Origin of the sequence: Bradyrhizobium sp. AUGA SZCCT0177, from assembly GCF_018130125.1 — a bacterium.
In the GTDB taxonomy this organism is placed as follows: Bacteria; Pseudomonadota; Alphaproteobacteria; order Rhizobiales; family Xanthobacteraceae; genus Bradyrhizobium.
This window is the reverse complement of sequence record NZ_JAFCMA010000009.1, coordinates 69,130-93,053: the sequence shown is the minus strand read 5'-3', so window position 1 is coordinate 93,053 and position 23,924 is coordinate 69,130. Positions and strand designations below refer to the sequence as shown.

Genomic DNA, 23,924 nt, shown 5'->3' with positions numbered 1-23,924 from the left:
GCTTTCAGTCAGCAGGTCGCCGGAGATGACGACGAGGCCTTACGCTGGCCGATTGCTTTGTGGCCCGCTCCATCTACTGTCGCCCAATGATCCGCCCGCCTTGTGTAAACAGGTGAGACCCCGCTGCAGCGTGTCAGCGGGTGCTCCCGAAGCATCGACCATATGCCAGTTCACCGTACCGATCGCCATCGCCTCTTGCTGCTTGGCAACGTCCGGCGTTGCATCCGACGCATCGTGCTCGCGCCGCCCGATCCGCGAAAGCCGGGTCGTCAAATCGGCCTTCAGGAACAGGCCGACAAAGCGGGCGCGGTGCCGGCACGCCAAATCCGGAAGTCCGGCCCGCTGCGTTTCCTGGAGATAGGCCGCGTCGAGAATGACCGAACAGCCCTGGGCAAGGATACGTGATGCGGTTCTCGAAAGTAGATCATAGACACACCGGGAGGTCTCGAACTGATAGGCAGCTTCAGGCAGATGCGTCGTTTCGCTCACGCCGAACAGATGCTTGCGCATGACATCCGAGCGGAGAATGACCGCGCCGGGCGGAGGCTCGATCATGTCCGCAAGCCCGCATGCGAGAACCGACTTCCCTGTCCCCGACAGGCCGCCGATCGCGGTCAGCAGTGGCGGCTTGGGGTCGGCGAGGCGCTGGGCCAAATCGAAATATCGTTTGGCCTCCTGCCACGCGGCTTCGCCATCCACCATCTGCTCGCTCTTGGTAAACAGCACATGTGCGCGGATTGCCGCCCGCATCGAGAGAAACAGGGGCAGAACGGCGAGGCCATCGAGATGGTCGTCCGACGCGCCAGCTAGATAGCGGTTAAACACCGCGTTCGAGGCCGCCTCATTGTTAAAATGGATCAAATCCATCAGCGTGAATGCGAGATCATAGAGAATATCCGTCGTCGCGATGGCAGCATCAAATTCGATGGCATCGAACAGCCGCGGCGCTCCATTGATTAGCGCAATGTTGGCCAGATGAAGATCGCCATGGCAGCGCCGCACGAACCCCTGCTCGGCTCGCCGCTCTAGCAAGGCATGAAGCGTCGCAACTTGATCGTGGCTTCGAGCCTCGAGCTGATCGATCGCGGCGGCATCCAGTCCACGCGCGTTGCGGAATTTTGCGGTGTTGCGGTCAATGATGCCGGGAATTGAGGCGAGCCAGGTTTCGCCGTCGGCACGCGGCGCCTTGTCATGCGATTGCAGGATCGCATCTGCGACAGCGACCGCAAGGGACGCTCCGACCTGTTGCCTCCCGGCGATGCGATCCAGCGTCTGCTCCTCATCGAAGCGCGCCATTTCGACCGCCCATTCGACCGGAACACCACTTCCTCCTATTTCAAGGCCACCATCGTCGGTGCGCGCGATCGCAACAACCCGCCGGTAGAGCTCCGGAGCATTGCCGGCGTTGACCTTCAGTTCCTCTTCGCAGGCACGCTGGCGCTTCTCGAGCGTCGAATAGTCGAGAAACGGCAGCCTCACGGCCCGTTTGATCTTCAGGGCGCGATCCCTACCGAGAAACACCACCGAGGCATGGGTATCGATACGCTTGCCACCCTTTACTGGGCCGAAGCTGGAGTTCTCGAGAAAATCCAGCACACGACCTTGGAGCTGGCTCTCGGAGTCCGTCGCGATATCGCTGGGTCGTATCAGAGTCATGGCTGTAGCACGGCAGCGCCAGTGACTTGTCCCGATCGCAACTTCGACAGAACCTCATTGGCTTCCCGTAATGGAAATGCCGTCGTATGGGTCTTGATGCCCGCCTGGGCAGCGACCTTGAAGAACTCGATCCCGTCATTGCGCGTGAGATTGGCGACGGAGAGCAACTGCCGCTCTTCCCAGAGTATGCTGTAGGGAAACGAAGGAATATCCGACATGTGAATGCCGGCGCAGACCACCCGCCCGCCTTTGCCCACCGCGCGGAGTGCCAGTGGGACCAGCGCGCCTACCGGCGCATAGATGATGGCAGCATCGAGTGGCATCGGCGGCCTCTGCTCCGATTCCCCGACCCAGTCCACGCCGAGAGATTTCGCCAGCCCTTGCGCCTCGACATCGCCCGCGCACGTGAACGCGTAGACGGAACGTCCCTGCCAGCGGGCCACCTGCGCAATGATATGGCCGGCGGCGCCGAAGCCATAGATGCCGAGATGCCTTCCTTCGCCCGCGATCACCAGGGAGCGCCAACCGATCAGACCCGCGCACAGCAAAGGTGCAATGGCAACGTCGTTGCCGACCTCGCCGAGTGGAAAGCAATAACGCGCGTCTGCAACGAGATGCGTGGCAAAGCCTCCGTCACGGGTGTAGCCGGTGAAACCCGGACGATCGCACAGATTTTCTCGACCCTCCCGGCAATAGCTGCATTCCTGGCATGTGTAGCCGAGCCAGGGAACACCGACGCGCGCTCCGATTTCAAGCGCAGTTACGCCGTCGCCAAGGGCCTCCACCCGGCCGACCACCTCGTGGCCGGGGATGATGGGATAGGCAATATCCGGCAATTCTCGATCCACCACATGCAGATCCGTGCGGCACACGCCGCAAGCGCTAATCTTGACGCACACAGCGCCCGGCCCGGGAACCGGATCGTCCCTCTCTTGAAACTGGAGCGGCGCGCCGGGCGCCGTCAAAACCATCGCGCGCATCTCGTGGCCATCCTCGCATTGGCGTGTGTACCGTATCCAACGTTGCATGGCCGAAGTTTGATCCTCGTCAAAGGGTTTGTAGCCGCCCTCGCCTAACATGGTCGTGTCAGTTTGGCTTAACCAGGAGGTCCATATGAATACGAAGTCCGTGATCCCGGTTGGAACCCAGCGTGCCGTCACCCGCCGCGACACCAACCCCTTCTCGTTCCTGCAGCAAGAAATCGACCGGCTGTTCGACGGTGTCTCGCGCAATATCCCAGGGCTCGCCACCACTGTCCTGCCCAGCATGGACATCAGCGAGACCGACAAGGCGATCGAGATTACCGCCGAACTACCGGGGTTGGAGAAGAAGGATGTCGAGCTCAATGTCACCGACAATCTTCTGACCATTCGCGGCGAGAAGAAGAACGAGCGTGAAGAAAAGAACAAGGACTATCACCTTGTTGAGCGCAGCTACGGCTCGTTCGCGCGATCGGTCGAACTGCCCTCCGGCGTCAAGATCGAAGACATTTCCGCCGAGATCGCTAATGGCGTGCTGAAGGTCACGATACCGAAGCCGGCACCGAAGCAAGCCAAGCAAATCGAAATCAAGACAGCCGCGTGAGGTGGCCAACAGAGCGCAGCGTCAATCCGCTGCGCTCTGCCCTTTCAGGACGAATGGAGCAGGAGATCCAGAAATGCGCGCCCATCAGATCATGACAAAAGACGTTACAACCGTAACGCCTCATACATCGATCCAAGACGCGGCAAACATCATGCTGCGGTGTCATCTTAGTGGCCTACCCGTCGTAGATGACGATGGCTCCCTGATGGGAATAGTCTCCGAGAGTGATTTTCTGCGACGGGTCGAAACGGGCACCGCGCGCAAGCGATCGACCATCCTCCAGTTCTTTGCGAGCGCCGGAAAATTGGCCAACGAGTTTGTCCACGAGCGGGGTCGCAAAGTGGAAGATGTCATGACGCGAGATGCCATTACGGTGAGCGAGCAAACACCGCTGAGCGAGCTTGTAGAACTCATGGAAAAACACGGCATCAAGCGCTTGCCCGTTCTGAGTGGCAAGGTCTTGGTCGGGATTGTCACCCGTTCAAATCTCTTACAAGCCGTGGCCAGCATGGCGCACGACGTTCCTGACCCAACTGCGGACGACGACCACATCCGCAATCGTATTATGCGGGCGGTTCATGCGGCAGATTGGCACCCTGCCGGATTTCAGGTTACCGTTCGGAACGGGATCGTTCACCTCCACGGAATCATCTTCGACGATCACGTACGCCATGCAACAATCGTCGCGGCCGAGAATATATCGAGCGTAAAAGAGGTCCACGATCACCTCTGCTACGTAGATACTTATTCAGGCTTCTACGTGGAATCCCCCGAAGACCGAAAAGCCGCAGAACCGCCAGAGGGAATGAAGGCCGCAAGCTGACGCCATTGCCTCACGGAAAGGCTTGCAAATGGCTTGGCTCCTTCGTCTCCTCTCGGTCGTTGCCGCGGCGATCACCTCGCTGTTCGTCGCGCGCGACGCCTTGAATTTTGGTATCCTGCAAACCTTGCTGATGATGACGTTGATCATCGGTGCCGCAGCTATCGCTGTCGCATGGAAAGCGCGACGCGAGCTCTAGATGGAGCACGCCAACCACGTCCAGCTCTGCTCGCCGCACCGACCGTCAATGTGGATCTTTTGCCTGACGGGACGGATCGATCGGCCTTCGATCTGGTTGATATGCAGGCCGGCCCGGAGGGATCGAGATGGCGACGACAAGAGCGAATGATGAGCTGGCGAGTACCGACGACCTGAACCTGGTAGACCGTTATTGGCGCGCGGCCAACTACCTGTCGGTCGGCCAGATTTATCTGCTCGATAATCCGCTGCTCCAGGAACCGCTACGGTCAGAGCACGTCAAACCGCGCCTGCTGGGACATTGGGGCACGACGCCCGGGCTCAACTTTATTTATGCTCACCTCAATCGGGCTATCCGGGCCCTGGATCTCAATGTCATTTACGTTTGCGGGCCCGGCCATGGCGGCCCCGGCGTCGTCGCCAATACCTATCTGGAAGGCTCCTACAGCGAGATCTATCCCGAGATCAGTCGGGATACCGATGGTCTGCGACGTTTGTTCCGGCAGTTCTCCTTCCCGGGCGGCATCCCCAGTCACGCCGCTCCGGAGACGCCGGGGTCGATCCACGAGGGCGGCGAACTCGGCTACGCGCTGGTGCACGCCTATGGTGCGGCTTTCGACAACCCTGACCTGATCGTTGCTTGCGTAATAGGCGACGGCGAGGCTGAGACCGGACCACTGGCGGCCTCATGGCATTCCAACAAGTTCCTGAGCCCCGTCCGTGACGGCGCGGTTCTCCCGATCCTTCATCTTAACGGCTACAAGATCGCCAACCCGACCGTGCTCGGCCGGATGAATGACGACGAGATCCGTCAGCTCTTTACCGGCTATGGTCACGAACCCCTGTTCGTTGAAGGTGACGACCCCAAGGTGATGCATCGGCAGATGGCCGACGTCTTGAAGCAGGCAATCGAGAGCATTCGTGCGATCCAGCGCACTGCGCGCGACGGTCGCAAGACGAGCGACCGCCCGAAATGGCCGATGATCGTGCTCCGCAGCCCCAAGGGGTGGACTGGCCCCAAGGAAGTCGATGGCTTAAAAGTCGAAGGCTTCTGGCGCGCGCACCAAGTCCCGATCGCGAATCCCCGCGGAAATCCCAAGCATCTTGAACTGCTCGAGCGGTGGATGCGCAGCTACCAACCCGAAACGCTGTTCGATGACACGGGCCGCCTGCTCCCGGAATTGCAGGCTCTCGCGCCAACCGGCGAGCGGCGAATGGGAGCCAATCCGCATGCCAACGGTGGATTGCTGAAACGCGACCTTAAACTGCCGAACCCTAACGATTGTGCCATTGTTGTGCCCCAGCCCGGAGGCGTCAAAGCCGAGGCGACGCGCACGATGGGACGCTTCCTCCGCGACGTCTTCCGCCTGAACGCCGAGGCGCGGAACTTTCGGATCATGGGACCGGATGAAACCGCCTCAAACCGCCTTGACGCAGTGTTCGAGGCGACCGAACGGGTCTGGATGGAGAGCACCGAGCCTTACGATGTTCACTTGGCTCAGGATGGTCGTGTGATGGAGGTCTTGAGCGAGCATCTCTGCCAGGGTTGGCTGGAGGGATATTTGCTCACCGGCCGCCACGGCCTCTTCTCCTGCTACGAGGCCTTCATCCACATCGTGGATTCCATGTTCAACCAGCATGCCAAATGGCTGAAGGTTTCGCGCAGCCTGCCCTGGCGACGTCCAATCGCCTCGCTCAACTATCTCCTGACCTCCCACGTCTGGCAGCAGGATCACAACGGCTTCAGCCACCAGGACCCGGGCTTCGTCGATCTTGTCGCCAACAAGAAGGCCGACATCGTGCGCATTTACTTTCCGCCTGACGCCAACACGTTGCTCTGGATCACCGATCATTGCCTGCGAACCTACGACAGGATCAATGTGATTGTCGCCGGCAAACAGGCCTCGCCGCAGTGGCTGACCATGCAGCAGGCGGCGACGCATTGCGCCGCGGGCATCGGAATCTGGAGATGGGCCGGTAGCGAAACCGAAGACTCCGAACCGGATGTCGTGATGGCCTGTGCCGGCGACGTTCCGACGCTCGAAACCCTGGCTGCGGTAGACCTGCTTCGAAACTCCCTGCCCGAGCTTAAAATTCGCGTCGTCAACGTCGTCGATCTCATGACGTTGCAGCCGAAGGAACAGCATCCGCACGGCCTCAGCGAGCGCGATTTTGACAGCGTCTTCACCCGCGACCGGCCGGTGATTTTTGCCTATCACGGCTATCCCTACCTGATTCACCGCCTGACCTATAACCGGACCAACCACGCCGGAATGCACGTCCGCGGCTTTGAGGAAGAAGGCACCACAACGACCCCGTTTGACATGCTGGTGCTGAACGAGCTTGACCGGTTTCATCTGGCGATCGAGGTCATCGAACGCGTTCCCGCCCTCGGCATCGCTGCCGCCCATATCAAGCAGCAATTTCGCGATGCCTTGATCGAGCATTCGCACTACGTCCGCGAACACGGCGAAGACATGCCGCAAGTTCGTAACTGGGTTTGGCCAAACAATCCTCGGCAAACTTCCGCCCGAGGCTGACGATTGCCTCGGCTGCCATGTCAGGAACATCGATAATGTCCGACGCCGTCCTGGTCCTGAATGCTGGCTCCTCTAGCATCAAGTTCGGATTGTTCGATATTTCCGGGGCTGAGCCGCGCTTGCTCTGCAAAGGCCTGCTCGACGAACACGAAGACAAGCCAGGCTTCACCGTGACCGACGCCGCCGGCAATCATTTGTCCGAGAAGCGACGCGCGCCGGCCGACAATAACGGCGATGCCCTGCTCGCCGATATCCTGGATTGGAGCAATGACAATCTCGCTGGCGGCACGTTAGCCGCCATCGGGCATCGGGTCGTTCACGGCGGACGCGATTTTGACGGTCCAGCCGAAGTCACCGACAAAACCATCGACGCGATGGCCGCCCTGACGCCACTTGCACCTCTGCATCAGCCGCGCTGCCTGTCGCCGATACGGGCCATCAGGTCGCTGCGGCCCGATCTCACGCAAATTGCCTGCTTCGACACCGCCTTCCATCATGGCCTCGTACCCCCCGTCAGCCGCTTTGCGATCCCGCGACGATTCGAAGAGATGGGCATTAGACGCTACGGTTTTCACGGACTTTCCTTTGAGTTTATCGCCAACCACCTAGCCGAGATATCCCCGATCCTCTCAGGTAAGCGCACCGTGGCGGCGCATCTCGGCAACGGAGCCAGCCTTTGCGCGATGCGCAACGGCAGAAGCGTCGATACCACCATGGGCCTCACCCCGCTCGACGGATTGATGATGGGCACGCGCGGCGGCGCCATCGATCCTGGCGTGCTGATATACCTTCAGCAGCAGGGCATGTCCGTCGATGACCTCCAGCACATGCTGTACCAGGAATCCGGATTGCTTGGCATCTCCGGTCTTTCCGCCGACATGCGCGTCTTGCTCGCCAGCCACGATCCGCGAGCTGCCGAGGCGATCGAGCTGTTCACGTTTCGCGTCGCCAGGGAAGTTAGCGCGATGGCAAATACGCTGGGCGGCTTGGAATGTCTCGTCTTTACCGGCGGCATCGGCGAGCATAGCGCAGAGATAAGACAGCAAGTATGCGAATTGCTGCAATGGCTAGGAGTGCGGATCGATCATTCGGCAAATGATCAGGCGAGCGAATGCATCAACACTGAGAACAGCGGGGTTGACGTTCGTGTCATTCCTACAAGCGAGGAGACCATGATCGCCCGCCATTGCTCGGAGAAATTGCGATCACAGGGCTGAAACGCTCCTGCTGTTGGCCAGAGCCTTGTTCATGGCGCGGCTCGCCGCCGCGGAGCTGACCCGGAAGCCCCCTTGGTCTTGACATAGCTCAACAAGGTCCCAAGGGTTGCACCCTACCCTAATAATGAATGTCGAAGGGCTCAACCCCGGATCCAGTGGCTCAACGCGTCTGCGCGGTCAGCCGGATGCGACGCACCCTAGGCTCTCCGGATTATCACATTGCGGATCAGGAAAATGAGTGTCGCCACGGCTCTTCCACCCTCAAAGCGGGATTTGCGTCTCGATCTCTTTCGTGGACTCGCAAACTGGGCTATGTTCCTGGGCCATATTCCCAGCACGGTGCTCGCCTGGCTGACGTTCCGAAACTACGGCTTCAGCGATGGCGCCGACCTATTCGTGTTCATTTCCGGCTACACGTCGGCTTCCGTGTACACGAGAAAAATGTCCGAGCGCGGCTTTGTTTTCGGAGCAACGCGGCTCTTGAAGCGCGTCTGGCAAATCTATGCCGCCCACGTTTTGCTATTCGTGTTCTACATATCTTCCATCCATTTTCTGTCGCACAAATTCAACGCTCCTGATTTCATCGACCAATTCAATGTTGCTCCCCTGACCAATGCTCCAGTCGAGGCGCTGGTCGAAGGACTAGTATTGAAATACAAGCCGGTGAATCTCGATGTGCTACCGCTCTACGTCGTTCTAATGGGTAGCTTTCCGCCAATTCTTTGGCTGATGCTCAAGCATCGCAACTGGATCATGTTCGGATCCGTGTTGCTCTATTTCGCTGCCCGGCAATTTGGCTGGAATTTTCCCTCCTATCCATCGGGGGTTTGGTATTTCAACCCGTTCGCGTGGCAACTTCTCTTTGTGCTCGGCGCATGGTTGGTCTTGGGTGGAGCCGATACGCTGAATTTCCTGGTCCGCTCCCGGCTGGTCTTCTGCGTCGGTGTAACCTATTTGCTTTTTGCGACGATAATGACGTTCGCGGCGTTCCTGCCAGAGCTTCAGGCAGTGTTTCCGCGCTTTCTATTCGATGCATTTAACCCCAACGACAAAACCAATTTGGCGCCCTATCGCTTCCTGCATCTGGCGCTTCTAATCATCGTCGTAGCGCGAATCATACCGATCGATGCACCGGGATTGCGGGCGGCCATCTGGCGGCCGCTGGTCAAATGCGGGCAACAGTCCCTCGAGGTGTTTTGCGTTGGAATCTACCTCTCATTCATCGCATATTTTATTCTGGAGGCGACTTCCGACGGGGTTCTTGCTCAACTCCTCGTTGGAACCGGCGGCCTCTCGGTCATGACCGCGGTCGCCTACTACAGATCGTGGTCGAAGCGAGTGGAAAAGAGCGTCCATGCCGACTTACATCGTCCAATTGGGGAGGAAGGCCACCTGCCCATCGGCGGGCTCGGTAACAAGGGGGTCGCAAGTACCGTCTGATCCCACGACGAAAAACGCGGACCGCCAATGTGAGCGACGTGCTCCGCATCTGCTCCCGGGCGCGAAGCTTAACTGATTCAAGTCTCCGACCGGCGGCTCCGGCCCCGCGTCAACCCCACAGCGACGAGATCATGATCGCCCGCCATTGCTCTGAAATGTTACGAGCACGGCAAGGAAATACTTCTTTTGACCGGCCGCACGATTTGCGGGTGCACTCGAACTCTCCGGGTTTGGGAGCATCCGCCAACCTTCCCTCTCATTTTCGATGCCGCTGATGCATACCTATTATTTTGACGTGAAGGCGGGATAACGATTAGGGATCGGGTGGGGCTGGTCTTTCGCACGGACTCACAAGCGATCGAGTACAGTCTGCACCGAGCAGTCCCGGCACATCAGCGAGGACCGGACGTTCTGGCGCGGTCCAGCCACAGCCCTTCCAACCGCGTTCTATGCGTCCCGGACCGACTTGATCCGCCGGGACGCTACCGGTTGACCGTAGTCGCGCTGCTGTCACGCAGAGCGAACCCGCGCCGACGACAATGGAATTATCACGTACGACGACCGAAGAAGAGGATGGCGCCGATCGGAAGGACGAAACTAAGCACCGCTGCTGTAATCAACAGCGGGCCAAGCTCTGAGTAGTCGCCACGCTGCACGACGAAGATTTGGTTGAGATACTTAGTCTGCAGTTGGCCTGCGACAAGCGCCAAATTCATCAGCGACGCCATGAGGGCGAACCAAGTCGCACGATGGCCCGCCGGCGCGTAAAATGCGATCAGAGTGAGTAGCGGGATCATACTGAGCTGCGCGAAGGGTGAGGCAGCAGCCGCGTCAATTACAGCGATGCTGCGCGCGCCAAAACCAAGTTTCGCCTCTGTCCATTGGTGAAGGCCAAAGAACAAGCCTATATTGGGCAGCGACAAGGTCGCTCCGGCGACGGCCAGCCAAAATAGTACCTTGGTAACGGAGTACTCCGTCAATTGCTTGCTGAATGTCCACATCGCAACAATGGCGATGATGGCGGCTGTCTGGCGAAGGTTGCCATAGAAAGCCTCGTCGAACTTCAGCACGTCGAGCGTCCACCAAAAATAACCGTCTCCGGCGGATGGCGTGGCGCGGAAAGCGAAGATGATGATGCTTGCGAACAGAATTGAGCGCTGTGTCTTCGCGTCGAGTTCGCGGGTGACGAAGAAGAGCATCGCGCAGATTACCATCATCGAAAGAATGAAGACCAACTCTTGACCAAATGGCAAACCGCCAAGGGCGATCGCAAGGACAACGGCTCCAAAGCCAATGCCGCCGCCGAGAATGCGCCAGTCGATCGGCCGCCGCTCGTTCGATTCCCAGCGAAACAACAGCACGCTTATTGCGGAGATGGCAGGAATGATGAGGCCTAGCAGAAATACGGTCTCACGGGCCAGCGCCTCAGCGAGCCATCCGGAGAGCCCGGCCACTGAAAGAATTCCAATGCCCAGCGCCAGGCGGCCGAGAACCTGAACCATGCCCAACTCGGCTCGAATCTCGCCCTCCGGACGAGCATTTCCAGTCGAGTCGACGCGGGATACGACTTCGGTTGACATCGCATCCGCTACGACATCCTGAATTACGGTCCCCGCGACGATGAGCATGGCGCCAAGAATGTAGAGGTGATCAGTGGTACTGAACGTGATCCATCGACCGGCAGCGCCGGCCAGCGTGAGCATTCCGGAGGCCGTAAATGCGGTTCCGATCAGGATGTAGGACCGCCGCTGTGAACCGAAGATCGGAACGCTGTCGACGAGTTGGCCGAACACCATTTTCACCGTCCATGGCAGGCTTAACCAAACGCCGATTCCGGCGAGGTCCGCCGCGCTAAGGGACAGCCGCTCCTTGACCCACATGTCTCGGCTTACGTCGACTATCCCTAATGCGCCGTAGGCGAAATAGACCATCAGCAACGGTAGGTAGGTGCGCCGAAAGCCGAAAATCGGCCGTAGGAGGCTCGGCAACCAAGCCCTCGCACGCTCGATCATTGATTCCCGGGCTGTCCGACTCACCGACGGTGTCTCCCTGAACTGGCTCATGAAGTTGAGTTCCTTGCCGACCGGTGCGACTCACGGCCCGAGCGAGCGAGCGCAAGAATCGGCCCCCCCAAACTTGCGTACCTCCTCGAAAACCAACACCGACGATGTTTGCCGCCAAGCCTTATCGCGGAGACTAAGAACTGGTGACGTTGAAATCTCCTGCGCCGGCGACCAGTTCACGACGAGGATTTGCTGGCAGAGGATCGCACGACGGCTCTCCCAAAGCATCGGGTTATTGAAGAAGCGGCGATTGAAGGCAGCGCCCTTCTCAACACGCGCATTGAAGGTGGCGACTCCGCCGCGCCGACGCTACTCGGTAGCTCCCATCGCGGCCGGTGGTACCGGAAGCCGTGGTCAGACTCGACTGGCATATTGAAGTATCGAAACTCGTCCTGGACCCGAACAAGCGCATCGAGGCCACCGCGGACGACGCCGCGCACGAGATCGTCATTCGTAGCTGCGGCGCGGCACTAACGGATGAGAGCGTCCCGATCTCAGGCTAGAGTGCAAGCTTGACGTTGCAGATATCGTGCTCCGTTGGGTCCGATTTTACTTCGAATCCGAGGCTGCGGCACATCGCCAGCATGACGGTGTTTTCGGTCAAGACATCGCCGGAGATCGCCTTGAGGCCTTCGGACCTCGCATATTCGATGATCATCTGCATCAACGCCCAGCCGAGGCCCCTGCCCTTGAGGTCGGATCGCAGCAGGATCGCGTATTCTCCGCTCTCGTAGATCGAATCGGAGTGAATCCTGACCACACCCAAGAGCTCGTTGCTGACTTCGTCGAAGGCGACAAAGGCCATCGCGCGCGCATAGTCGAGCTGGGTCAGCCGCGCGATGAACTCGTGGGAAAATTCCTTCATCGGTGCAAAGAAACGCAGCCGTAGATCGTGGCTGGTGACATGGCGCAGGAATTCATGAATCAAAGGTTCATCCTCGGGGCGGATCGGGCGCACGAACACCCGCCAACCATCCTTCACCTCGAGATGGCGCTGCCATTGGGACGGATAGGGCCGCACCGCGAAGTTAGCCGGCCCGGACCCGCGGAATTTCCGTTCTACCCGCCCCAGCGCGACGCGCGCATCTACCGCGAGCACGCCCGCTTGGTCGGCCAGCAGCGGATTGATGTCCAGTCCGCGGATTTCGGGAATGTCGGCCGCCATCTGGGCCAGCTTGACCAGCACCATGGCCACGGCGTCTTCCTTCACCGCCGGCACGTCACGATAAGCACGCAGCAAGCGCGAGACCCGGGTGCGCTCGATCAGGCTGCGCGCCAGTTGCAGATCCAGCGGCGGAAGCGCCAGCGCCTTGTCGTTGATGATTTCCACCGCCGTACCGCCGCGGCCGAACACCACGACGGTGCCGAAGGTCGGATCGTCGGCGAGGCCGAGAATGAGCTCGCGTGCCTTCGGCCGCAGCACCATCGCCTGCACCATCACGCCGGATATCCGGGCTTCCGGCCGCAACGCCTTCGCCCGCGCCAGAATGTCCGATGTCGCCGCACGGACCGCCTCGGCACTGGTGAGATTGAGCACGACGCCGCCGACATCGGATTTGTGCACGATGTCGCGCGACATGATTTTGAGCACGACCGTCGATCCTTGCGCGAAAATCGGCGCGGCGTGGACGACAGCGTCCTCAGCGTCGGCGGCGGCATATGTTGGCACCATTGCGATGTCATAGGCGTCGAACAGCCGCTTGATTTCGATCGGATCGAGCCAACGGCAGTCGTCGGTCAGCGCGTCGGCGACGATCCGGCGGGCGGCCTCGGTATCGGGCGCAAACGAAGTGGGCATCGCCGGCGGTACCTGCGCCAAGGCCTCCACCACCTCGCGGTGCCGTACCAGATGCATGAAGCCGCGCACCGCGTCGTCCTCGGTCGGATAATTCGGAATCCCTGCGCCGCTCAGGAGATTGCTAATCTTTTGATCCGCGCCGATCCAGGCCGCGAGTACCGGCTTGGGTGACATGCGCTGTTGCGCACGATACTTCTGGATTACGCCGGTTACGGTCGCGGCTATTTCGTCGGCGCGTGCGATCGCGGTCTGGACGTTCATCACCAGAATGGCGTCATTGCCGGGATCGGCCAGCAGCACTTCAAGCGTCGCTGCGTAACGCGCGGGGTCGGCATCGCCGATGATATCGACGGGGTTTGAGCCCGACCATGTCGGCGGCAGCACCGCATCCAGCTTCGCGCGAATCTCAGGCGCAATGGCGGCGGGAATGCCACCTAGTTCAGCCAGACGGTCGACCGCGAGCACGCCGATGCCGCCGCCATTGGTCAGGATCGCCAGCCGTTTGCCCGGCGGCGATTTGAGGCGGCCCAGCGTCTCGGCGCAGTCGAACAGCTCGCGCAGGTCAGATACCCGCAGCACGCCAGCGCGCTGGAACGCGGCGTCGTAAACGGCATCCGAGCCTGCCAGCGCACCGGTATGGGTCGCGGCGGCTTTGGCGCCCTGCGCCATGCGGCCGGATTTGACGACGACGACCGGTTTGATCCTCGCGGCAGCGCGCGCCGCCGACATGAATTTCCGGGCGTCCTTGATCGCTTCGATATAGAGCAGAATGGCCTGCGTCTTGTCGTCCATCGCGAAGTGATCCAGCAGATCGGCGATATCGACGTCGAGCTGGTCGCCGATCGACACGATCCCGGAGAAACCCACCGCGCGCTGCGCCGCCCAGTCCACCATGCCCGCGGCGATGGCGCCGGACTGCGAGATCAGCGCTAGGTTTCCCTCGCCCGGCATGTGCGCGGAAAAGCTCGCATTGAGATTGACGCAAGGCATCATAATGCCCAGGCAATTCGGGCCGATCAGCCGCATCCCATGCTTTTGCGCCGCGTGTTCGGCTTCTTCCGCCAGCGAGCCCGGGCCATGGCCGAGCCCGGCGCTGACAATCACCGCGCCCGCCGTGCCGCGGCGGCCCGCCTCGTCGATCAGGCCGGCGATCGATTTCGCCGGCGTCGTCAATACGACCAGTTCCGGCACAAAGGACAATTTGGAAAGCCTGCCGACCGTGGCGACGCCGTCGATCTCGGAATAGCGCGGATTCACCAGTCCGAATTCGCCGTTGAAGCTGGCTTTGCCGATATTGTTGAGAATGGCCCGGCCGACCGAGCCCTGGCGCGGACTGGCGCCGACGAGCGCGACCGAACGGGGTGCCAGTAGATTTTTCAGGCGATAGGTCGACATCGATCTCGATATCCGGCCGGTGCCGGCCCTTTATGACCCCACGCACGATTGTCGTGCAATGCGGCCTTGATGCGGCATTGTGGTCCGGCACGGTCTCGGCCCGATGACAAATCCGGCCCGCGTTACTTACTTCCGACCGCAAATTCATGGTTGAGGCAGATCAAGACCCATTCCGGCATCGCGTGCGACCTTAGCAGTGTTCATGCACCAGAAGGAGAAGCTCCATGCCGGTAAATGTGGGAACGATTGATCAATATGTGCGGATTGTGGTCGGACTGGCTCTGGTCGCCTACGCGTTCCAGGACGGCCTCTCGATTCAGGGATGGCATTGGGCCGGACTGATTGGTCTGGTGCCGCTCGTTACGGCGTTCTTCAAGAGCTGCCCGCTCTACACCATCTTCGGCTATTCGAGCTGCAGCGTTCGTCAGTAGTTGGCAAGGCTGGGCTATTCAGCACTTTACATCGTGCCGAGGGCCGATCGCCGATCAGTTCAGCGGACGGCTCTTGAACAGGTTCGACGTCGCCTCGATCAGCCGCTCGCCGTGCCTGAACATTCGATCGCAATCGCGGCGGATGAAATCGAGCTGATGCTTGCTACATTCCTCGTACATCCCTCCGATGTCTTTGATAGAATGCGCCCCGGCCACCTTCGAGACGAACTCCGAGCACAGGTGCATTTCGGTTTGTGCCCGTTCAACGAACGAAGTACCTGCGAATATCAACTCTTCGAGCATCAACTTCTGGGCACCGACCACGAAGGTGGCGGCACGCTCATTGGCCGTTGCCACCTGCGTTTGGGTCTCGGTCGGCGCTTTCTCAACGGCAGTCACTGCAACCGCTTCAGAATGTTCTGGCATCACAATCTCCTATCTCACCTTACGAAACGCTACCGCGCTGCGACGAGCATGACTTTGAGCTAAATCAACTGTGTCCACCCGGACGGTTACGTTCACCCGCCAGGCAGCGTCGTGTGCTCAATGCGACATCAGCACCGGCACGGTCATCGAGTCGAATATGCCTCGCGTGACTCCACCGAGAATTCGCTCCTGCAATCGGGAATGGCCGAACCCGCCCATCACCAGCAGGCCGATATTGCTCTCGGCCGCGATCGACAGAATGGAGCCATGCACAATGCCACGATCAGCGGTCAGCCGCTGGACGCGAGCCCGGATGCCGCGCCTCGCGAGATGGCGGACAAGCTGATCCGAAGATACCTCGCCCGCATCTTGCCGGTTGACAGCAATCACGGTCACGGCCTTCGCGGCGGTCAGAAACGGCATCGCGTCGCGCACCGCCCGGGCGGCCAGCCGACTGCCATCCCAGGCGATCCCGACGTGCTGCGTGTCGATCGGCCCCTTATGGATGTAGGGAACCATCAGCATGGGCCCGCCGGAATTGAACAGGATCTCTTGCGGGATGGCGTTGTCATAGCTGGAAAATGAGGATTCCGGCTGCAGCACGACGCTGAGATCGTAAAGCCGCGCCAGGGCGCTGATTGTCTCGCCCGCTTCGGCCGGGATTGCCGCAAGAGCCCTCGTGCCATAAGGAATTTCGGCAAGCTTGGCTTCGACTTCGAACACGGAGATCGCGGCGTTCGCCCTCTCCATCGCCCGTTCCTGTTCAGCTCCCACCATGGCGGCAACCGCTGCACCTACACCACCGACCATCATCCCGACGGCACCCATCGATTCATAGCCGATGGCGACCGCGTCGAGATGCGCACGGCGCGCCAGTGTTAGCGCGACGGCCACGTCAATCACCGGCCTGACAGGCCGCTCGGAGGGAATATGAACCATAATATTCCTGAACATCTCGCTCTCCCAAACTTTCGGGGCTCGGCCCGCGTCTCGTTGTAGTTTTGAGAATAATCGACAGTTCGCGACTGAAGTTGATGCACATCAAACTCAGGCGATGTCAGCACGCGCTGGCCGGCGGCGAAACGCTTGAGATCGCAATCGCCGTTACATGGCGAAAGTTTGATCTCCGTCAAAGGGGCGCGGTCCGCACATCGCTAACTTGAGCCTGACCATTGGGGTGCCCAGTCCGCAACGCACCGCCACAGAATTGAACAGGAGCCTGTCGCATGCGCGCCCATCAGATCATGACCAGATCCGTCATTTCCGTCACACCGGAGGCCACCATCCTCGAAGCCGCGAGTATCATGCTGCGGCGGCATGTCAGCGGACTTCCAGTGGTCGATACTGCCGGCAAACTCGTCGGTATCGTCTCGGAAGGTGATTTTCTTCGCCGCAGCGAAATAGGCACGCAGCGCAAGCGCAGCCGGTGGCTCAAATTCCTGACAGGCGATGGCGCAGCAGCGGCCGACTTCGTTCACGAAAACGGCCGCAAGATTTCTGAAGTGATGACCAGGGATCCGATTACCATCACCGAGGATACACCGCTCGAGGAAATCGTGCTCCTGATGGAAGAAAATCACGTCAAGCGGCTGCCGGTGATGCGCGGAGACACGCTCGTCGGGATCGTGTCGCGCGCCAATTTACTGCAGGCGGTAGCAAACCTTGCCCGCGAAATCCCCGATCCGACTTCTGACGACGATCATATTCGCGGCCGCATCCTCAATATGCTCGAGAAGAAGGACTGGTGTCCATTCGGCGTCAATGTCGTGGTGCGCGATGGCATCGTCCGTCTCAGCGGCGTCATCACGGAGGAACGGTCGCGGCAGGCGGCCATTGTCGTTGCGGAGAACGTTGCCGGCGTAAAGAAGGTCCACGACCATCTGTGCTGGGTTGAGCCCATATCCGGGATGTATCTGGAATCGCCGGACGATGCCGATTCGGCAAAAGACCAACTGGTCCGGCCGATTGATGCAATGATGCGTTGAGGGGAGACTTTCGCGCGGCCGCTACCCGTGCGCGGTGCTGGCCGCCAGCGCCCGCATGACGTCCTCACGCGCAATGATTCCCACCAACCGCTGCCCGGCATCCAAAACGGGGATGCTTCGTATCCGATGATCCACCATCAACTGCAGCACGCGCGTCAGCTTGGTCGCCGGATCGACATAGATGAATTCCGGCGTCATGACGTCTGCGACCGTCCGCGACAGCAGTTCGTCATAGCCGGGAACCATCCGGCCGGGGTTGAAAGCGAAACACTTCAGAAAGTCGAACTTGGTCACCAGGCCGACGACGTCACCGCCTTCGCGGACCGGAAACGTATTGAAATCCGCGTGGTCGACCAGGTTCTTGAACTCACGCATGGTCGTATCGCGCGTGACGGTCTGTACCGCGCGCGTCATGTACTGTCCGGCGGTGGCCTCGAGGAATTTATGCACGGCGGTTCCCTGTCATGGATGGACGTCCTAGCGGGACAGAAAGGCACAGCGACCGGACTCGGTCGCCAGATGACGCGTGACGCCACCGAGTATCCATTCACGGAGCCGCGAGTGACCATAAGCGCCCGCGACCACCGGACCGGCACCGACATCAGCGGCGATCCTGTTAAGCTGTTCGGGTATCTCGGCTGCTGATTCCGGAACAAAGGTGCTCGCCACGATGCCGTGGCCGTGCAGCCACGACGCCACGTCCGCAACGTGCGACAAGGCATCTGCGCGACGGGTCCCCTGCTCGGCAATTTCCACGATGGTGACGTCCTTTGCCGCAGCAAGGATCGGCAGCGCGTCGAAAACGGCCCTGCGGGCTTCCCGCACATCCTTCCAGGCCACCAGCACGCTTCTGAAATCGAACCATTCGACTGCAGGTGGCACGACGATGAGGGGACGGCCCGCCTGCATCACGAGATCACTGGGATCCGCGGCGGCGCATGGATCCACGATGGTCTCGCTGCGCGCGCCAACCACTAGAACATCAGCGGTCCTGGCCTGCTGCAACACGTAGGGCACCGGCAGCGTCTGGCCAGAACGCCACTCCACCGACTTGGTGCGTTTCTCGACGGCAGTGCGGAATTCCGCCTCAAGCTCGGACAACCGCCCTCGAACGGCCGTGGCCTCCTCATCGAGGAGTTTCTGCGCGTAGTCGCCGTCGGCAAAATACAATGGCGGCTTGACGTCCGAAGCGGCAATGCCGATCACTCGCGCTCCAAATCGCTCGGCGAGATCCCCCGCCACCGCGAGACAGGCACCATTGGGCCGGTCCAGCGCCAGACTGACCATGACGGTTTTGTAGTCCATATCCTGCTCCAGCCTTGGGTCGAAATGCCGTATGGGCGGCCTGCCCGCAGAGCGGCACCTTAGGAGGCGATTCCGGATCGAACCTGACCTAGATCAAGACGGGGCACTTTTCGCCGTTACGGGAAAATCCGAAATATGCGATACTTGGCACAATACAAATTCATGGATATTGTCTTTTCTCTCAATAAGATAAGCGCTAGTGATAACCCCGCCGCGCTCACAATGATCGGACACGACTTCTGGCGTGCATGGAAAAGCTCACAGGCGGAGCATGATTGACGTCGACCGACCCTTTCGCAGTCAGAATCCGCTCGATCAGAACGTGCGCAGCGGGGTCGAAGGATCCGGCGTCGGCACTTGGGATTTTGAATTTTCCACCCGGGAATTGACCTGGTCCAACACCACGCGGAAGCTTTTCGGCGTCTCGCCGGACACACCGATCGATTACGACGTCTTTCTTTCGCTGCTCGACTTGCAGGATCGCGATCACACCGCGAAGGCCATGCAGCAGTCGATCGATACCGGGTGCAATTTCGACGTTCAATACCGCGTGCATCGGCATTCGGATGCAGGTCATTGGGTGCGGGCGCTCGGCGCCATCGTAACCGGCCCCGATGGCGGTCCTGCCCGGCTCAGCGGCGTCATGATCGACATCGATCATGAGAAGCGCCTCGAGGATGAGTTGAGGACACGCGAGCGGATATTTCGCTCAATTCTGAACACGGTCCCGGACGCCATGATCGTGATTGACGAGCATGGCATCATCCAGTTTTTCTCAAGTGCCGCCGAACGGCAGTTTGGTTACACCGAACCGGAAGCGATCGGGAAAAATATCAGCGAATTAATGCCGGAGCCGGATCGCAGTCGCCATGACGGTTACCTCGCCCGCTATCTGAAGACGGGCGAGCGGCGCATCATCGGCATCGGCCGCATCGTGACCGGGATGCGCAAGGACGGCACCACATTTCCGATGCATCTCACGATCGGCGAGATGCAATCGAGCGGCCAGCCCTACTTTACGGGTTTTGTGCGCGACCTCACCGAGCAGCAACAGACCCAGGCACGATTGCAGGACCTGCAATCCGAACTCGTTCACGTATCGCGACTCAGCGCGATGGGGGAAATGGCATCCGCGCTGGCCCACGAACTCAATCAGCCGCTTTCGGCCATCAGCAATTACATGAAGGGATCACGCCGCTTGCTCGCTGATAGTACCGACGTCAACGCGCCGAAGATCGAGGCCGCGCTCGATCGCGCGGCCGAACAGGCCATCCGCGCCGGCGACATTATCAGACGATTACGCAATTTTGTCGCACGAGAAGCGTCGGAGAAGCACGTCGAAAGTCTATCGAAGCTGATCGAGGAAGCCGGCGCACTCGGGCTCACTGGGGCTCGCGAACAAGGGCTCATACTGCGCTTCAAGCTCAATCCGGCGTGCGACCTGGTACTTGCCGACAGGGTCCAGATCCAGCAGGTCCTCGTCAACCTTTTCCGCAATGCGCTGGAAGCGATGGCCAGTTCGACCCATCGCGAGTTGATCGTCACGAATGCCAAGGCAGCCGATGATATGATTGAAATTGCCGTGTCGGATACCGGCCATGGATTTGGCGCCGATACTCATGAGAACCTGTTTCAGCCATTCTTCACGACCAAGGAGGCCGGCATGGGCGTCGGCCTTTCGATCAGCCGGACCATCATCGAAACCCATGGCGGCCGGATGTGGGCCGAGACAAATCCATCCGGTGGCGCGACGTTCCGTTTCACCCTGCCCGCCGGATCTGCCAAGGATGTGACCGATGTCGCAGAACGGTAAAGTCTTTGTCATCGATGACGATCCAGCGATGCGCGACTCGCTGGATTTCCTGCTGGGCTCGGCCGGCTTCAGCGTACGCCTGTTCGCTTCCGCGCAGGTTTTTCTGACCGAGCTGCCGAAGCTGGAGAGCGGATGCGTGGTCACGGATATTAGGATGCCGGGCATGGACGGCATGGAATTGCTGCGTCAGCTGAATTCAGTCACCGGCGCCCGGAAGCTTCCGGTCATCGTCATGACCGGGCATGGCGACGTCCCCCTTGCCGTCGAAGCCATGAAGCTTGGCGCGCTCGACTTCCTGGAAAAGCCATTCGAGGATGACCGGCTGATCGGCATGATCGAGACCGCCCTCTCGCAGAATGAAGGCGGCACGAAGAGCGAGGCGCTCACGGCCGACATAGCCGCGCGGGTCGCCTCCCTCACCCAACGGGAGCGCCAGGTGATGAAGGGACTGGTGAGCGGCCAATCGAACAAGGTGATCGCGAGAGAATACGACATCAGCCCGCGTACGGTGGAGGTTTATCGGGCCAACGTCATGACCAAGATGCAGGCCGGTAACCTTTCGGAACTGGTCAGATTTGCGATCCGGGCCGGGATCATCGAGGATTGAGCCACGTCAATATGGGCATGGGTGAGTTGGCTATCCTGCACCCATGATAGATGCCCGTCACACATCCGGCCGCTCCGAGATCGGCCCGCCGCCCAGAAAATCGCTGATCTACGTCGTCGACGACGACTACGACGTCCTTCGGTCGTTGCGATTTCTCCTGGAGACGGAGGGCTTCGATGTCCGCACATTCCGCAGCGGCTCCGCATTGTTGGGGTCTTCGACCCGGCAAGCCGCGGATTGCCTCGTTGTGGACTACAAGATGGCGGGAATCGATGGGCTGGAGCTGGCGCACCGGCTGCGCGGTCTCGACGTCAGCACACCGATCATTCTGATTACGGGCTATCCGGACGAAACCATCGCTACGAAGGCGAACTCGGCAGGGGTGCTCCAGGTCCTCCTGAAGCCCAATCTCGAGGAGAACTTGGTGGAATGCGTGCAAAACGCCGTCAACTCAGGCGCCGCGACCGGACAGCCCTGAATAATCAGGCGAAATGCGCCCCCGTAAAACCCCCTAAGTAGACCCCCTTAGGATATCAACCGAAATATCGGGGAACAAATATCCTCGGTACACAAAGCCATCCACATAGGAGATGGCGACATGCACACCCAGACGATCACCGCCCCGGCAACCACGGTTCTCAACGCCCCGCGCGCCCCAGTCCCCTCGTCGGCCGATCAGTTCAGCATCATCGCCAGCTGTTCGGGCATCATCGCCACCGAATTTACCTACGGCAAGGACGAGGAAATCTACGGCGAAGGCGAGCCTTCCGAGTATGTCTATCAGGTGATCCAAGGGGCGGTTCGTACCTACAAGCTGTTGAGCGACGGACGCCGCCAGATCGGCGCGTTCCATCTGGCCGGCGACGTGTTCGGCCTCGATCCCGGCACCTCTCATCGCCTGACGGCCGAAGCAATCACCGAGACCACCGTCCGCCTGGTGAAGCGCCGCAGCCTGGAAACCGCCGCGGGATCCAATGTTAGGGTTGCCCACAATCTCTGGACCATGACCGCAGGCGATCTCAGGCACGCGGAAGATCACATGCTGTTGCTCGGCCGCAAGACCGCGATGGAGAAGGTCGCCACATTCCTCCTCGAAATGGACCGCCGGCTCGCCAAGGCTGGTATGATGGCGCTGCCGATGTGCCGCCGCGATATCGGCGATTATCTCGGCCTTACCTTGGAAACCGTATCGCGGGCTTTGTCGCAGCTCAACGACCAGGGCATCCTGGTGTTTTCCAGTGCCCGCCAGATCGTACTCCGTAACCGCCAGCGTCTGGCTGACATGGACGCGTGAGCGGCTATCTGCCTGCTTACGGACCGGCCGCGCAACAATGCGCATTGTACAGTAGAACGGGAGTCTACAATGAACAGCTATCGCGTCTCCTTCTACAAAGATCTCCTCAATTCGGACGGCCATGGTTTCAAGTGCCTGCAGAGCCAGATCGACGTCGAATCGGACAGCCCGTCGCAGGCGGTGGTGCTGGCCGAACGTCTGGTCGACAATGAACGTCTCAATGCCGACTGCATCGAGGTAGTGCATCTGAGCGGTCATGATGAACTCGAACATCTACCGAACCAAACGTTCGCTCCCTGCAAACACACCTGGAGCCGCGCCTCCTGACAAACGCGCCATGACATGGACCGTTTCCTGGAACTTGCCGCCGGTTATTCTGTGGCATTCCAATCACCGCTCATCGCTTTTGTTCTGACCTCCCTCATCATCGAAATGACGCCGGGACCGAACATGGCCTACCTCGCCGTGCTGGGCGCGAGCCGGGGCCGCCTCGCCGGCTTCTCCGCCGTCCTTGGCGTCGCGCTGGGACTGGCCCTGCTCGGCATTGTGGTCGGGCTTGGCGGCGGATCGTTGATCCTCAACAACCCTGTCGTTTACGAATCCCTTCGCTGGGCGGGGGCGTTGTATCTTTGCTGGCTGGCGTTTGACAGCTGGAGAGAAGCGCGGCTACCGGTCGCGGCCGCTCCGGTAAACCAGTCTATCTTCGTGCAATTCCGCCGCGGGTTCATCACCAACCTACTCAATCCGAAGGCCGCGCTGTTCTTCATCGCCGTCGTTCCGGAATTCATCAGCGGCCCTGCGCCTTCGGTGCGTGAACTTGCGACCCTGGTTTCCATCTATGTCGCCGTCGCCACTTTCGTGCATGGGCTGATCGTGTTGCTGGCGAGTGGGCTGCAGACTTTTTTCGCGGCCCCGCGACGGCGCCAAACGGCCGGCAATATTTTTGCAGCCGTTCTCTTTCTCGTGGCAGTGTGGCTGTTCGTGAGCGGCGGCCGGTAGGCCATTTGGGTGCCGCTAAACATGCGCGCGACTCATTCGTTCAGGTTGATATTGGCGAAATTTGACCGAGATCAATACGACTTCGCCGCCGGCTTTGCATACCAGTCGGCATGTCCGAGACTCGTACTTCATCCCATCAGTGGCTCCCCATATCCATCGCGCCTGAAGACTGCGACCTCCAGCTCGGAGTGATCGACAAGGGCGGCGTGCGCCCCTGGGCTTTTCCCTGCCGAAAGCGCCATGCCGTGTGGTTCAATGTCTGGGCCGACCAGCCCGTGTTGATTCATCCCACACACTGGCGCGTGTGGCGCCAGTAAGGAATTGAGATGCCCCTGCGGAGAGCAGGCGAGCAC

At 60.1% G+C, this 23,924-nt stretch carries 22 protein-coding genes; 14 read left to right on the top strand and 8 right to left on the bottom strand.

The genetic code is table 11. The features are described from left to right. Nucleotides 1-39 precede the first annotated feature (39 nt). Both JQ597_RS12730 and JQ597_RS12725 read right to left on the bottom strand, forming a co-directional pair. Nucleotides 40-1,596: a bifunctional aminoglycoside phosphotransferase/ATP-binding protein gene (locus JQ597_RS12730; protein WP_349628817.1), complete on the bottom strand. Its 1,557-nt coding sequence runs from the start codon at nucleotides 1,594-1,596 to the stop codon at nucleotides 40-42. Between the two features lie 56 nt (nucleotides 1,597-1,652). Further along, nucleotides 1,653-2,636 (bottom strand): zinc-dependent alcohol dehydrogenase family protein, encoded by a 984-nt coding sequence (locus tag JQ597_RS12725; protein ID WP_212264549.1) that lies wholly within the window; start codon nucleotides 2,634-2,636, stop codon nucleotides 1,653-1,655. Between the two features lie 133 nt (nucleotides 2,637-2,769). On the opposite strand from JQ597_RS12725, the gene JQ597_RS12720 reads away from it, so the two are divergent. The 6 genes from JQ597_RS12720 (at nucleotide 2,770) to JQ597_RS12695 (ending at nucleotide 9,455) form a co-directional block, all read left to right on the top strand. Next, nucleotides 2,770-3,240, top strand: a complete 471-nt coding sequence (locus JQ597_RS12720) for an Hsp20/alpha crystallin family protein (protein WP_212264547.1) — start codon at nucleotides 2,770-2,772, stop codon at nucleotides 3,238-3,240. Nucleotides 3,241-3,313: 73 nt separating this feature from the next. Then, nucleotides 3,314-4,063, top strand: a complete 750-nt coding sequence (locus JQ597_RS12715) for a CBS domain-containing protein (RefSeq protein ID WP_212264545.1) — start codon at nucleotides 3,314-3,316, stop codon at nucleotides 4,061-4,063. A gap of 28 nt (nucleotides 4,064-4,091) precedes the next feature. Continuing rightward, complete coding sequence (locus JQ597_RS12710; protein WP_212264543.1) at nucleotides 4,092-4,259, top strand: hypothetical protein; 168 nt, start codon at nucleotides 4,092-4,094, stop codon at nucleotides 4,257-4,259. Nucleotides 4,260-4,386: 127 nt separating this feature from the next. Next, entirely contained in the window at nucleotides 4,387-6,798 is a 2,412-nt protein-coding gene (locus JQ597_RS12705) for a phosphoketolase family protein (RefSeq protein ID WP_212264541.1), read from the top strand. Between the two features lie 35 nt (nucleotides 6,799-6,833). After that, nucleotides 6,834-8,015, top strand: a complete 1,182-nt coding sequence (locus JQ597_RS12700; RefSeq protein WP_212264539.1) for an acetate/propionate family kinase — start codon at nucleotides 6,834-6,836, stop codon at nucleotides 8,013-8,015. Between the two features lie 234 nt (nucleotides 8,016-8,249). Next, complete coding sequence (locus tag JQ597_RS12695) at nucleotides 8,250-9,455, top strand: OpgC domain-containing protein (protein ID WP_212264537.1); 1,206 nt, start codon at nucleotides 8,250-8,252, stop codon at nucleotides 9,453-9,455. Nucleotides 9,456-10,003: 548 nt separating this feature from the next. On the opposite strand, the gene JQ597_RS12690 is transcribed toward JQ597_RS12695, so the two are convergent. Together JQ597_RS12690 and JQ597_RS12685 are read right to left on the bottom strand one after the other, a co-directional pair. Continuing rightward, nucleotides 10,004-11,518 (bottom strand): MFS transporter, encoded by a 1,515-nt coding sequence (locus JQ597_RS12690; RefSeq protein WP_249147778.1) that lies wholly within the window; start codon nucleotides 11,516-11,518, stop codon nucleotides 10,004-10,006. Nucleotides 11,519-12,017: 499 nt separating this feature from the next. Beyond that, nucleotides 12,018-14,711 (bottom strand): bifunctional acetate--CoA ligase family protein/GNAT family N-acetyltransferase, encoded by a 2,694-nt coding sequence (locus JQ597_RS12685; protein WP_212264535.1) that lies wholly within the window; start codon nucleotides 14,709-14,711, stop codon nucleotides 12,018-12,020. 224 nt (nucleotides 14,712-14,935) lie between these two features. Between JQ597_RS12685 and JQ597_RS12680 the strand changes: the two genes are divergently transcribed. Beyond that, on the top strand, nucleotides 14,936-15,142 hold the full coding sequence (locus tag JQ597_RS12680; RefSeq protein WP_212033724.1) for a YgaP family membrane protein: 207 nt from the start codon (nucleotides 14,936-14,938) through the stop codon (nucleotides 15,140-15,142). 54 nt (nucleotides 15,143-15,196) lie between these two features. Here the strand turns inward: JQ597_RS12680 and JQ597_RS12675 are convergent, their stop codons facing one another. Then, a complete protein-coding gene (locus JQ597_RS12675) occupies nucleotides 15,197-15,568 on the bottom strand; it encodes a hypothetical protein (protein ID WP_249147776.1) in 372 nt (123 codons plus the stop codon). 117 nt (nucleotides 15,569-15,685) lie between these two features. Next, a complete protein-coding gene (locus JQ597_RS12670) occupies nucleotides 15,686-16,522 on the bottom strand; it encodes a universal stress protein (protein ID WP_212264533.1) in 837 nt (278 codons plus the stop codon). A gap of 272 nt (nucleotides 16,523-16,794) precedes the next feature. Between JQ597_RS12670 and JQ597_RS12665 the strand changes: the two genes are divergently transcribed. Beyond that, nucleotides 16,795-17,553, top strand: a complete 759-nt coding sequence (locus JQ597_RS12665) for a CBS domain-containing protein (protein ID WP_212264531.1) — start codon at nucleotides 16,795-16,797, stop codon at nucleotides 17,551-17,553. Nucleotides 17,554-17,574: 21 nt separating this feature from the next. On the opposite strand, the gene JQ597_RS12660 is transcribed toward JQ597_RS12665, so the two are convergent. Both JQ597_RS12660 and JQ597_RS12655 read right to left on the bottom strand, forming a co-directional pair. Next, the gene (locus JQ597_RS12660; protein ID WP_212264529.1) at nucleotides 17,575-18,003 is read right to left on the bottom strand and encodes a CBS domain-containing protein; all 429 of its coding nucleotides are present in this window, start codon (nucleotides 18,001-18,003) and stop codon (nucleotides 17,575-17,577) included. A gap of 27 nt (nucleotides 18,004-18,030) precedes the next feature. After that, complete coding sequence (locus JQ597_RS12655; protein WP_212264527.1) at nucleotides 18,031-18,858, bottom strand: putative universal stress family protein; 828 nt, start codon at nucleotides 18,856-18,858, stop codon at nucleotides 18,031-18,033. A 271-nt stretch (nucleotides 18,859-19,129) separates the two neighbouring features. Between JQ597_RS12655 and fixL the strand changes: the two genes are divergently transcribed. The 6 genes from fixL to JQ597_RS12625 all read left to right on the top strand — a co-directional run bounded on the left by fixL (nucleotide 19,130) and on the right by JQ597_RS12625 (nucleotide 23,571). Next, complete coding sequence (gene fixL, locus JQ597_RS12650) at nucleotides 19,130-20,671, top strand: sensor protein FixL (protein ID WP_212264525.1); 1,542 nt, start codon at nucleotides 19,130-19,132, stop codon at nucleotides 20,669-20,671. Next, nucleotides 20,655-21,278 (top strand): response regulator FixJ, encoded by a 624-nt coding sequence (gene fixJ / locus JQ597_RS12645; RefSeq protein ID WP_212264523.1) that lies wholly within the window; start codon nucleotides 20,655-20,657, stop codon nucleotides 21,276-21,278. The genes fixL and fixJ overlap by 17 nt, the downstream gene beginning before the upstream one ends. A gap of 43 nt (nucleotides 21,279-21,321) precedes the next feature. Beyond that, entirely contained in the window at nucleotides 21,322-21,756 is a 435-nt protein-coding gene (locus JQ597_RS12640; RefSeq protein WP_212264521.1) for a response regulator, read from the top strand. A gap of 120 nt (nucleotides 21,757-21,876) precedes the next feature. Further along, complete coding sequence (locus JQ597_RS12635) at nucleotides 21,877-22,572, top strand: helix-turn-helix domain-containing protein (RefSeq protein WP_212264519.1); 696 nt, start codon at nucleotides 21,877-21,879, stop codon at nucleotides 22,570-22,572. Nucleotides 22,573-22,641: 69 nt separating this feature from the next. After that, a complete protein-coding gene (locus JQ597_RS12630; protein WP_212264517.1) occupies nucleotides 22,642-22,899 on the top strand; it encodes a hypothetical protein in 258 nt (85 codons plus the stop codon). A gap of 15 nt (nucleotides 22,900-22,914) precedes the next feature. After that, nucleotides 22,915-23,571, top strand: a complete 657-nt coding sequence (locus JQ597_RS12625) for a LysE family translocator (RefSeq protein ID WP_212264515.1) — start codon at nucleotides 22,915-22,917, stop codon at nucleotides 23,569-23,571. Nucleotides 23,572-23,924 lie beyond the last annotated feature (353 nt).